The 11,916-nt window shown below is 66.8% G+C and carries 8 protein-coding genes; 5 read left to right on the top strand and 3 right to left on the bottom strand.

The annotated features are described in order from the left end of the window. Positions 1-86 precede the first annotated feature (86 nt). The 5 genes from aceE to ACVN9Z_RS18930 all read left to right on the top strand — a co-directional run bounded on the left by aceE (position 87) and on the right by ACVN9Z_RS18930 (position 8,384). Complete coding sequence (aceE, locus tag ACVN9Z_RS18910) at positions 87-2,795, top strand: pyruvate dehydrogenase (acetyl-transferring), homodimeric type (protein ID WP_054497833.1); 2,709 nt, start codon at positions 87-89, stop codon at positions 2,793-2,795. Between the two features lie 12 nt (positions 2,796-2,807). Continuing rightward, positions 2,808-4,478 (top strand): dihydrolipoyllysine-residue acetyltransferase, encoded by a 1,671-nt coding sequence (gene aceF / locus ACVN9Z_RS18915; protein WP_054444260.1) that lies wholly within the window; start codon positions 2,808-2,810, stop codon positions 4,476-4,478. Positions 4,479-4,490: 12 nt separating this feature from the next. Further along, positions 4,491-6,263, top strand: a complete 1,773-nt coding sequence (gene lpdA, locus ACVN9Z_RS18920; RefSeq protein WP_049055696.1) for a dihydrolipoyl dehydrogenase — start codon at positions 4,491-4,493, stop codon at positions 6,261-6,263. A 267-nt stretch (positions 6,264-6,530) separates the two neighbouring features. After that, positions 6,531-7,304, top strand: coding sequence for an SDR family oxidoreductase (locus tag ACVN9Z_RS18925; RefSeq protein ID WP_006387489.1), 774 nt, complete (start codon positions 6,531-6,533; stop codon positions 7,302-7,304). Positions 7,305-7,475: 171 nt separating this feature from the next. Next, entirely contained in the window at positions 7,476-8,384 is a 909-nt protein-coding gene (locus ACVN9Z_RS18930) for a LysR family transcriptional regulator (protein ID WP_006387490.1), read from the top strand. Positions 8,385-8,510: 126 nt separating this feature from the next. On the opposite strand, the gene ACVN9Z_RS18935 is transcribed toward ACVN9Z_RS18930, so the two are convergent. From ACVN9Z_RS18935 to ACVN9Z_RS18945, 3 genes are all read right to left on the bottom strand, one after another. Then, positions 8,511-8,705 carry a putative motility protein gene (locus tag ACVN9Z_RS18935; protein WP_006387491.1) on the bottom strand — a complete coding sequence of 65 codons (195 nt, stop codon included), beginning with the start codon at positions 8,703-8,705 and terminating at the stop codon, positions 8,511-8,513. Positions 8,706-8,818: 113 nt separating this feature from the next. Next, entirely contained in the window at positions 8,819-9,691 is an 873-nt protein-coding gene (locus tag ACVN9Z_RS18940; RefSeq protein WP_054471498.1) for a hypothetical protein, read from the bottom strand. Between the two features lie 401 nt (positions 9,692-10,092). Continuing rightward, the gene (locus ACVN9Z_RS18945; RefSeq protein ID WP_368931842.1) at positions 10,093-11,754 is read right to left on the bottom strand and encodes a flagellin N-terminal helical domain-containing protein; all 1,662 of its coding nucleotides are present in this window, start codon (positions 11,752-11,754) and stop codon (positions 10,093-10,095) included. Positions 11,755-11,916: the final 162 nt, after the last annotated feature.

Genomic DNA, 11,916 nt, shown 5'->3' on the forward strand with positions numbered 1-11,916 from the left:
CCGGATGATCCCGACTACCATGGCATGTCCGCGAGTAGATAAATAAGCGGGTGCGGTCACGAACGAACCCCAACAGGAGACACACGATGTCCTCTTTCGCCCAGGCTGGCGCCGTGCAGGCTGCCAACGACGAAGACACCCTAGAAACCCAGGAGTGGCTCGAAGCCCTGGCGGCAGTCCTTGATCGCGAAGGACCGCAGCGCGCGCACTACCTGCTGGAACGCCTGATCGACGAAGCCCGTCGTTCCGGCGCCCACATCCCGTTCTCGCCGAATACCGCTTACGTCAACACGATTCCGCCCGGCCTGGAGCCGGCGCACCCGGGCAACCTGGAACTGGAATCGCGCATCCGCTCGTACGTGCGCTGGAACGCCATGGCCATGGTGGTCAAGGCCAACAAGCACAATCCGCCGGACGGCGGCGACCTGGGCGGCCACATCGCCTCGTTCGCCTCTCTGGCCACCATGATCGGCTGCGGCCAGAACCACTTCTGGCACGCCGAGAACGAAAACCACGGCGGCGACCTGGTCTACTTCCAGGGCCACACCTCGCCCGGCATGTACGGCCGCGCCTACCTCGAAGGCCGCCTGACCGAAGACCAACTGAACCACTTCCGCCAGGAAGTGGACGGCAAGGGCCTGTCCTCGTACCCGCATCCGAAGCTGATGCCGGACTTCTGGCAGTTCCCCACGGTGTCGATGGGCCTGGGCCCGCTGATGGCCATCTACCAGGCCCGTTTCCTCAAGTACCTGCACGCCCGCGGCATCGCCGACACGAGTAAGCGCAAGGTCTGGGTGTTCTGCGGCGACGGCGAAATGGACGAACCCGAGTCGCTCGGCGCCATCGCCCTGGCGGCCCGTGAAAAGCTCGACAACCTGATCTTCGTCATCAACTGCAACCTGCAGCGCCTGGACGGCCCGGTGCGCGGCAACGGCAAGATCATCCAGGAACTGGAAGGCGACTTCCGCGGTTCGGGCTGGAACGTGATCAAGCTGATCTGGGGCGGCTACTGGGATCCGCTGCTGGCGCACGACAAGGAAGGCATCCTGCGCAAGATCATGGAAGAAACCGTCGACGGCGAGTACCAGGCGTACAAGGCCAACGACGGCAAGTTCGTGCGCGAGCATTTCTTCGGCAAGCACCCCAAGCTGCTGGAAGCCGTGTCGCGCATGAGCGACGAAGACATCTGGCGCCTGAACCGTGGCGGCCACGATCCGCACAAGGTCTACGCCGCGTTCGACGCCGCCTCCAAGCATGAAGGCCAGCCGACCGTGATCCTGGCCAAGACCATCAAGGGCTACGGCATGGGCCACGTGGGCCAGGCCAAGAACCCGACCCACCAGCAGAAGAAGCTGGAACTGGACTCGATCCGCGAATTCCGCGACCGCTTCGGCATCCCCATCCCGGACGACAAGCTGGCCGACCTGCCGTACTTCAAGCCGGCCGACGACTCGCCCGAAATGAAGTACCTGCACGAGCGCCGCGCCGCGCTGGGCGGCTACCTGCCGCGCCGCCGCGCCAAGGCCGACGAACAGCTCAAGGCGCCGGCGCTGGACGCCTTCAAGGCCGTGTTGGAACCCACCGCCGAAGGCCGTGAGATCTCCACCACCCAGGCCTTCGTGCGCATCCTGAACCAGGTGCTGCGCGACAAGCAGCTGGGTCCGCGCGTCGTGCCGATCCTGGCCGACGAATCGCGCACCTTCGGCATGGAAGGCCTGTTCCGCCAGATCGGCATCTACGCGCCGGAAGGCCAGAAGTACACCCCGGTCGACAAGGACCAGGTCATGTACTACAAGGAAGCGGCCGACGGCCAGCTCCTGCAGGAAGGCATCAACGAAGCGGGCGCGATGAGCTCGTGGATCGCGGCGGCCACGTCGTACTCCTCGAACAACCGCATCATGATCCCGTTCTTCATCTACTACTCGATGTTCGGGTTCCAGCGCATCGGCGACCTGGCCTGGGCGGCCGGCGACATGCAGGCGCGCGGCTTCCTCTTGGGCGGCACCGCCGGGCGCACCACGCTCAACGGCGAAGGCCTGCAGCACGAAGACGGCCACAGCCACATCCTGGCTTCGACCATCCCCAACTGCGTCTCGTACGACCCGACCTTCGGCCACGAACTGGCCGTGATCATCCAGCATGGCCTCAAGCGCATGGTGGAAGACCAGGAAAACGTCTACTACTACCTGACGGTGATGAACGAAAACTACCCGCAGCCTGGCCTGACCGCCGGCGACGAGGAAGGCATCATCAAGGGCATGTACAAGCTCAAGTCGCACGGCAAGGGCAAGAACCGCGTGCAGCTGATGGGCTCGGGCACGATCCTGCGCGAAGTCATGGCGGCCCAGGAACTGCTGGAAGCCGACTGGGGCGTGGCCTCGGACCTGTGGAGCGTCACCAGCTTCACCGAACTGCGCCGCAACGGCCTGGACGCCGAGCGCCACAACATGCTGCACCCCGACGAGAAGAAGCCGCAGGTGGCCTACGTCACGGAACAGCTGGCCAAGACGGAAGGCCCGATCATCGCGTCGACCGACTACATGAAGCTGTTTGCGGACCAGATCCGTCCGTTCGTGCCCAAGGGCCGCGAATACAAGGTGCTGGGCACCGACGGTTTCGGCCGTTCGGATTTCCGCGCCAAGCTGCGCGAGCACTTCGAAGTGGACCGCCACTTCGTCGTGGTCGCCGCGCTGCGCGCGCTGGCCGACGAAGGCAAGGTGCCGGTTGCCAAGGTGGCCGAAGCCATCAAGAAGTACGGCATCAACCCGAACAAAGCCAACCCGCAATACGCCTGAGGGTAAAGAGACATGAGCAACGTCGTGCAAATCAAGGTTCCCGACATCGGCGACTTCAAGGAAGTGGAAGTCATTGAAGTGCTGGTGGCGGTGGGCGACACGATCAAGGCCGAGCAGAGCCTGATTACCGTCGAATCCGACAAGGCCTCGATGGAAATCCCCGCCTCGCAGGGCGGGGTGGTGAAGTCGATCGCGGTCAAGGTCGGCGACAAGGTCGCCGAAGGCGCCGTGGTGCTCGAGGTGGAAGCGGCCGACGCCGCCGCTGCCCCGGCCGCCAAGGAAGAACCCAAGGCCGAGGCGCCCAGGCAGGCTGCCGCCGCCGCGCCCGCCGCCAAGGCCGAGGCCGCCGCGCCGGCCGCCAGCAGCGGTCCGGTCGAGATCGAAGTGCCGGACATCGGCGACTTCAAGGAAGTGGAAGTCATCGAAGTCATGGTCGCCGTGGGCGACACGATCAAGGCCGAGCAGAGCCTGATCACCGTCGAGTCCGACAAGGCCTCGATGGAGATCCCGGCCTCGCAGGGCGGGGTGGTCAAGGAAGTGAAGGTCAAGGTCGGCGACAAGGTCGCCAAGGGCTCGGTCGTGGTCGTGGTTGAAGGCAGCGCGCCCGCCGCCGCGGCCGCGCCGGCCGCCAAGGCCGAAGCCGCGCCGGCCAGGTCGGAAGCCCCGGCCGCCAAGGCGGAAGCGCCCGCGGCCCCGGCCACGCCCGCCGTCGGCTCGCGCCCGGCCCCGGCCGCCGCGCTGGAAGACGCCAACCTCAAGCCCGGCCAGCTGCCGCACGCCTCGCCGTCGGTGCGCAAGTTCGCCCGCGAACTGGGCGTGAACCTGAGCAAGGTCAAGGGCACCGGTCCCAAGGACCGCATCACCGCCGACGACGTGCGCGGTTTCGTCAAGACCGCGCTGGCCTCGGGCGCCGCCCCGGCCGCCGCCGGCGGTTCGGCCGATGGCGCCGCGCTGGGCCTGCTGCCGTGGCCCAAGGTCGACTTCACCAAGTTCGGCCCGATCGAAGCCAAGCCGCTGTCGCGCATCAAGAAGATCTCCGGCGCGAACCTGCACCGCAACTGGGTCATGATCCCGCACGTCACCAACAACGACGAAGCGGACATCACCGACCTGGAAGCGCTGCGCGTCACGCTGAACAAGGAAAACGAGAAGTCGGGCATCAAGGTCACGATGCTGGCCTTCCTGATCAAGGCCGTGGTCGCGGCCCTGAAGAAGTTCCCCGAGTTCAACGCCTCGCTGGACGGCGACAACCTGGTGCTCAAGCAGTACTACCACATCGGCTTTGCCGCCGATACGCCCAACGGGCTGGTGGTGCCGGTGATCCGCGATGCCGACAAGAAGGGCATCCTGCAGATCGCCCAGGAAATGACCGACCTGTCCAAGAAGGCGCGCGAAGGCAAGATCTCGCCCGCCGAAATGCAGGGCGGCTGCTTCTCGATCTCGTCGCTGGGCGGTATCGGCGGCACGTCGTTCACGCCCATCATCAATGCGCCCGAAGTGGCCATCCTGGGCGTGTCGCGTTCGTCGCACAAGCCCGTCTGGGACGGCAAGCAGTTCGTGCCGCGCCTGATCGTGCCGCTGTCGCTGTCCTATGATCACCGCGTCATCGACGGCGCCGCCGCTGCCCGCTTCAACGCCTATCTGGGCGCCTTGCTGGCCGACTTCCGCCGCATCGCGCTGTAAACGGGGAGCCCCATGAGCAATACCGTTCAAATCAAAGTGCCGGACATCGGTGACTTCAAGGAAGTCGAGGTCATCGAGGTGCTGGTCGCCGTGGGCGATACGATCAAGGCCGAGCAGAGCCTGATCACGGTCGAGTCCGACAAGGCCTCGATGGAAATTCCCGCCTCCACGGGCGGCGTGGTCAAGTCCATCAACGTCAAGGTCGGCGACAAGGTCGCCGAAGGCTCGGTGGTCCTGGAAGTCGAGGCGTCCGACGCCGCGCCGGCCGCCAAGCAAGCGCCCAAGGCTGACGCGCCGAAGGCCGAAGCCCCCAAGGCCGAGGCCAAGCCGGCCGCAGCGGCCCCCGCCGCCGCGACCTTCAAGGGCTCGGCCGACGCCGAATACGACATGCTGGTGCTGGGCGCGGGCCCCGGCGGCTATTCGGCCGCCTTCCGCGCCGCCGACCTCGGCCTGTCCGTGGTGCTGGTCGAACGCTACGCCACGCTGGGCGGCGTCTGCCTGAACGTGGGCTGCATTCCGTCCAAGGCGCTGCTGCACAACGCCGCCATCATCGACGAGGCGCGCGAGCTGGCCGCCCACGGCATCAGCTTCGGCGAGCCCAAGATCGACCTGGACAAGCTGCGCGGCTACAAGGACAGCGTGGTCGCCAAGCTGACCGGCGGCCTGGCCGGCATGGCCAAGGCGCGCAAGGTCACCGTGGTGACCGGCGTGGGCGAATTCGCCGATGCCAACCACCTGGCGGTCAAGGGCGCCGACGGCAAGTCGCAGACCATCCGCTTCAAGCAGGCCATCATCGCCGCCGGCAGCCAGTCGGTGAAGCTGCCGTTCCTGCCGCAGGACGAGCGCATCGTCGATTCCACCGGCGCCTTGCTGCTGCGTGAAATCCCCAAGAAGATGCTGATCATCGGCGGCGGCATCATCGGCCTGGAAATGGGCACGGTGTACTCCACGCTGGGCGCGCGCCTGGACGTGGTGGAAATGCTGGACGGCCTGATGCAGGGCGCCGACCGCGACCTGGTCAAGGTCTGGCAGAAGAAGAACGCCGGCCGCTTCGACAACATCATGCTCAAGACCAAGACGGTCGGCGCGGAAGCCAGGAAAGACGGCATCTACGTCACCTTCGAGGGCGAGGGCGCGCCGAAGGAACCGCAGCGCTACGACCTGGTGCTCCAGGCCGTGGGCCGCAGCCCCAACGGCAAGAAGATCGGCGCCGACAAGGCGGGCGTGGCCGTGACCGACCGCGGTTTCATCGAGGTCGATCGCCAGATGCGCACCAACGTGCCGCACATCTTCGCCATCGGCGACATCGTCGGCCAGCCGATGCTGGCGCACAAGGCGGTGCATGAAGGCCACGTGGCGGCCGAAGCCGCCGCCGGCCAGAAGTCGTTCTTCGACGCCCGCGTGATTCCGTCGGTGGCCTACACCGATCCGGAAGTGGCGTGGGTCGGCCTGACCGAAGACGAAGCCAAGAAGCAGGGCATCAAGGTCGAGAAGGGCGTGTTCCCGTGGGCCGCTTCCGGCCGCGCCATCGCCAACGGCCGCGACGAAGGCTTCACCAAGCTGCTGTTCGACGCCGAGACGCACCGCATCCTGGGCGGCGGCATCGTCGGCACCCATGCCGGCGACCTGATCAGCGAAGTGGCGCTGGCCGTGGAAATGGGCGCGGACGTCATCGACATCGCCAAGACCATCCACCCGCACCCGACCCTGGGCGAATCGGTGGGCATGGCGGCCGAAGTGGCCGAAGGCGTGTGCACCGACCTGCCGCCGATGAAGAAGAAGTAGATCGCCGGGGCTTGCCGGATCTTCGGATCCGGACGCCGGCACCGCAGCCCGAAGCGCCCAACGGCCTTCGGGCTGTTTTCATTGGCGTCCCCTTGCCGTGACGCCCGCGATCACTGCGTGCAGGGCGAGGCGCGAGCCGCGAACCACCCGCCGGCCGGGCCATGATTGGTACGGTTTTCTGGATAATCTATCCGGTCGCACCCGGCTGATCCGGCCCGCGCGGCTGCCTAGAATCGAATCTCCATCGACACATGCGGGAGATTTTCCATGGCAGACCATTCCATCAAGGGCAAAGTCGTACTGATCGCCGGGGGCGCCAAGAACCTGGGCGGCCTGATCGCCCGCGACCTGGCGCAGCACGGCGCCAAGGCCGTCGCCATCCACTACAACAGCGCGGCGTCCAAGGCAGACGCCGACGCCACCGTGGCCGCGATCCAGGCCGCCGGCGCCAAGGCGGTGGCGCTGCAGGCCGACCTGACCACCGCCGGCGCGGTCGAGAAGCTGTTCGCCGACGCGGTGGCGGCGGTGGGCCGGCCCGACATCGCCATCAATACCGTCGGCAAGGTCTTGAAGAAGCCGCTGACCGAGATCAGCGAGGCCGAGTACGACGAGATGAGCGCGGTCAACGCCAAGACGGCCTTCTTCTTCCTGAAAGAGGCTGGCCGCCACGTCAACGACAACGGCAAGGTCTGCACCCTGGTGACCTCGCTGCTGGGCGCGTTCACGCCGTTCTACGCCGCCTATGCCGGCACCAAGGCGCCGGTCGAGCACTACACCCGCGCGGCCTCCAAGGAGTTCGGCGCGCGCGGCATTTCGGTCACGGCGGTCGGGCCGGGCCCGATGGATACGCCGTTCTTCTATCCGGCCGAAGGCGCCGACGCGGTGGCGTACCACAAGACCGCCGCCGCGCTGTCGCCGTTCTCCAAGACCGGCCTGACCGACATCGAGGACGTGGTGCCGTTCATCCGCCACCTGGTCAGCGACGGTTGGTGGATCACTGGCCAGACCATCCTGATCAACGGCGGCTACACCACCAAGTAACCATCGAGCCCCGGGCCGCCGCTTACGCGCCGGTTTGGAGCGTGCCTGGCGACGCGTGCTGGGCGACGCGTGCTGGGCGAAGCCGCCGTCGGATGCCCGCGACGGCTGCCGGAGCGGCTATGCTGTCACGGGCGGCGGGGTGCCGCCGGCACTGCCGCAAACCGGGGGAGCATGGACAGGTTCGAACAGTATCGCGTCTTCGCGCAAGTGGCGGAGATGGGCAGTTTCATCAAGGCCGCCAACGCGCTGGAACTGCCGCGCGCTTCCGTCTCGGCCGCCGTCCAGCAGCTGGAAGCGCAACTTGGCGCGCGACTGCTGCACCGGACCACGCGCCAGGTGCGCCTGACCGCCGATGGCGCCCAGTTGCTGGAGCGCTTGCGGCCGCTGCTGTCCGAAGTCGAGGACATCGACCACCTGTTCCAGCAAAGCCAGCGCCAGGTGTCCGGCCGGCTCAACGTCGACGTGCCCAGCCGCATCGCGCGCCGCCTGGTGGCGCCGGCGCTGCCGGGCCTGCTGCGGCGCCACCCCCGGTTGCAACTGGCGCTGGGGTCCAGCGACCGCGCCATCGACCTGATCCAGGAAGGCGTCGACTGCGCGGTGCGCGTCGGCGCGCTGCACGACAGCAGCCTGGTGTCGCGGCCGCTGGGCAATATCGGCCTGGTCAATTGCGCCAGTCCCGCCTATCTGCGCGACCAGGGCGTGCCCCATGCGCCGGACGAATTGCCGGCGGGGCATTGGATGGTGGGCTACGCCTCGCCCACCACGGGGCGCGAACTACCCTGGGAGGTGGTGGCCGACGACGGCGGCCGCCGGCTCATCGCGGTGCCCAGCCGGGTGGTGGTGAACAACGCCGAAAGCTATATCGCCTGCTGCCTGGCGGGCCTGGGGCTGATCCAGATTCCGCGCTTCGACGTGCAGGACCTGCTGGAAGCGGGCGAATTGGTGGAAGTCATGCCGGCGCATCGCGCCGCGCCCATGCCGGTGGCATTGCTGTATCCGCACCGGCGGCAGCGTTCGCGCCGGTTGGCGGTGTTCCTGGAGTGGTTCGAGGAATTGATGCGCAGGCACCTGGAGGCCTGACGGCGTGAGCCGGGGCTGACAGGGGAGGCGAAAGGGCGGCGCGAAAAGGCTGCACGAAAGGGCGGCGCACGAAGAGCGCGCCAAAGCGAAGGGAGCGCGGCAATCGTTGCCGCGCGCCAGGGCGATTTATGCCTGGGTATTGATGCGGGTGCCGATCTTGCCGTCGATGGCGACGACCGGCAGGGACTGCATCAGCGTGGCGACCGTGTCGGCCTGGGCGTTGATGGCTTTCTTGGTGACGCGGGCCTGGACTTCCTGCATCAGCTGCGCATCACGCATGGCCAGGCCGGTGTTCACGGTGTTGCTGACGGAAAGATCCATGGTGGGGAGTCCTGTGAGGCTTGCCGGACGGCGTCCGGGACAGATGGATTATGCGTGATTATTGCGTACTTCAACGTCTCGCGGTGAAATTCTCGGACGAAGATTGCGCAGGGTCAGGGTTGGGCCGGACATTCCTTGACGGCGCCCCAGCCCTGGTTCGGGCCGCAATACTGCTTGCGCGCCGCCCAGGCGCAATCGGGGCGTTCGAAAAAACCCAGCGTGGCGCAGCGCGCCAGTTCGGCTTTCAGGTTGTCGACCCAGGCATGCGGATTCTCGGCGGGGATCTCGGTGATGCGCAACGTGGGCTTGGGCATGGCGGGGCTGTCCGCGTGCGGAGCGGCGCCTTCGCGGGCGGGGATGGCGGCTGCGGCGGGCGCCGCGCTCGCGGCGGACTGGCCCTGGGTGTGCGGCGTCGGCGCGGCGTCGTCAGGCGACGGCGCGGCGGAAGGGGGGACGCTGTCCGTGGCGCCCGGCTGCGGCGGGGGCGCATCGGCGGTGCGCGGCGCAATGGGAGCCGCGGGCGAGCGCGGGTCCGACGGCCGGGCGGCCTCCGGTCCCACGCCCGGCGGCGCGCCCAGGGGTACGCGCACCGGACCGGCGGCGGATGCGCCCGTGCGCCCGGCATCGGGCGTGCTCCAGGAAACCACCAGCAGCACCAGCGCGCCATAGATCGCCAGGGTGTAGAGCACCGTCAGCGTGGCGTAGCCCACCCGTTTGCCGGTGATCGGCGTGGCGTCTTCACGCCCCAGCAGGCTGCGCCAGCCGACCAGGGCGGCGCCGGGCGCGCTGATCAGCCACCAGCCCAGCCGCTTGAGCGGGCCGGGAGGGCGCGGGATCGAAGCCTGGACCTGCGCGGCCAGCAGTTCGCGCAAGGCGCGGTTCTCTTCGCGCAGGCGCTGGGTGTGGGGGTCCACCGGCGCCTGGTCGTCTTGATCCGTGGTGCCGTCATGCCGCGTAGCGAGTGGATCGGGAGGCGTGGTGGTCATATTACGAAAAATATAGATACAAAAGCGTGCGAGGGCAATTATGAAGGCCCGTGGCGTGTCTCAAAAAAGCGAGAAGGTGGCAAAAAGCCACCTTCCACGATCGCTTGGAAATCCGGGCGATTCGCGGGCCCGGTGCGCAGCGGCAATCCACGCGCGCGGGCAACGGCGCAAGCGCGGCCGGGACGAAGGAGGTGCGGGGAATGAAGCGCCGAAAGCGTGCAAACCGCGGCCCGATGGCGCGTTGCCGCCGGCCTTGGGGCGGGACCTTGGGGAGGCGTAAATGCAAACAAGCCGGCTTGCGCCGGCTTGTTGTGCGGCCGGGTGCGAGGCACCCGGCGCGGGAGGCGGGCAGGGCGTGCCTTGCGGCCCGCCTTGCCCAACCGTCAGGCGTTGCGGCGTGATTAACGCAGCAGCGACAGAACGGTTTGCGGCACTTGGTTGGCTTGCGCCAGAACCGAGGTGCCAGCCTGTTGCAGGATCTGAGCCTTCGACATGTTCGACACTTCCGTGGCGTAGTCCGCGTCTTGAATGCGCGAGCGGGCCGACGACAGGTTGTTCACGACGTTGTTCAGGTTGGCGATGGTCGATTCCAGGCGGTTCTGCACAGCGCCCAGTTCGCCCGTCAGCTTGTCCAGCTTGGTGAAGGCGGCGTCCAGCGTCTTCAGCGGATCGGTCGTCTTGTCGCCCTTGCTGGTCGTTTCCGTGGTCAGCTTGCCCGAGGCGTTGACGTAGGCGGTAGCGCCGACCTTCGGAGCGTAGTCGCCGGTGCCCGTGCCGCTCTTGACCGTGGCCTTGCCCGTGTTGGGGTCGACGGTGTAGGTCGTGTCGTACTTCTGGGTGCGGGTGAAGCTGCCCGAAGCGTCAACCCACGTGTCGGTCGACGTGCCGGTGGTGAAGGTCAGCTTCGCGGCGGTGATACCTTGACCCAGATTGATCTCGCTGCCAGCGGCGCCGGCCTTGAACGTGGCCAGCAGGGCGTCCTTGGCGACCGTGTCGGTGTACGTGACGACGCCGGCGGTGCCGCTGCTGTTGAACGTCTTGCCGCCGATCGACACGCTGGCGCCGCCCACGGCTGCCTTGCTGGTGGCCGTCAGGACGTCGTTCAGCGTAGCTTGCGCGCCGCCGCCGGGGTTGTTGGTCGACAGTTCGCCGGTGGCGGCCAGGTACGCAGCCTTGCCACCGATGGTCAGGTTGCCGGTCGCGTCGACTTCGAAGGTCGTCGAGGCCGAGGCGTTGTTGGCGTAGGTGCCGGTGGCGGTGCCGGTGGCCGGGGTCAGCGACGTGGCCAGCTTGGTCAGGGCGGCGGCGTCAGCGGTCTTGTTCTGGAACGTGAAGTTGCCGTTGGCGGCATCGTACGTGTAGGTCGTGCCGCCCACAACGACGGTATTGCCGTTTTCCAGCTTGCCGAAAGCTTGCTCGGCAGTGGCGGCAGCGTGGTTCGTGGTCACGGTCCAGTCGTTACCGGCGGGGACGCCGCCAGCAGCTTGCAGGTCGGACACGGTGGCGGTGCGGTTTTGCGTCACGCCCTTGCCGTTCACGTTGAAGCCGTCCAGGCCCAGCGTCTTGACGCTGATTTCGGTCAGGTTCAGGGTGATGGTTTCACCGTCGTTGGCGCCGACTTGCAGCGTCAGCGGCTTGGCGTTGCCCGACAGGACCTTCACGCCGTTGAAGTCGGTTTGTTGCGAGATGCGGTCGATGTCCGACAGACGCTGGTTGATTTCGTCCTGCATCGAGTTGAGCTGCTCTTGCGAGTAGCTGCCGTTGGCGGCCTGCACCGACAGTTCGCGAACGCGCTGCAGGTGGGTGTTGATTTCGGAGGCGGCGCCTTCCGTCGTCTGGGCCAGCGAGATGCCGTCGTTGGCGTTGCGCGCGGCTTGGGTCAGGCCCTTGACGTTCGCGGTGAAGCGGTTGGCAATGGCCATACCGGCGGCGTCATCCTTGGCGCTGTTGATGCGCAGGCCGGACGACAGACGCTCGATGGCGGTACCCAGGGCGGATTGCGACTTGTTCAGGTTGTTCTGAGCAACCAGCGACAAGTAGTTGGTGTTGATAACTGCAGCCATGTTCAGGCTCCCAAGAGAGAAAGGCTTCTTCAAACCGGGCAGCGGGGCCGCCCATCGTTGTAACGGGAAGAATCCGAATCCTTGCGTCCTCGAATTTCTCCGTTGCCAGGATTACGGCAGGCCAAAAACAATCTTTAGGAGTTTTTTTGAGTTTTCGCTTTT

The organism is Achromobacter sp. KK8 (assembly GCF_054188005.1).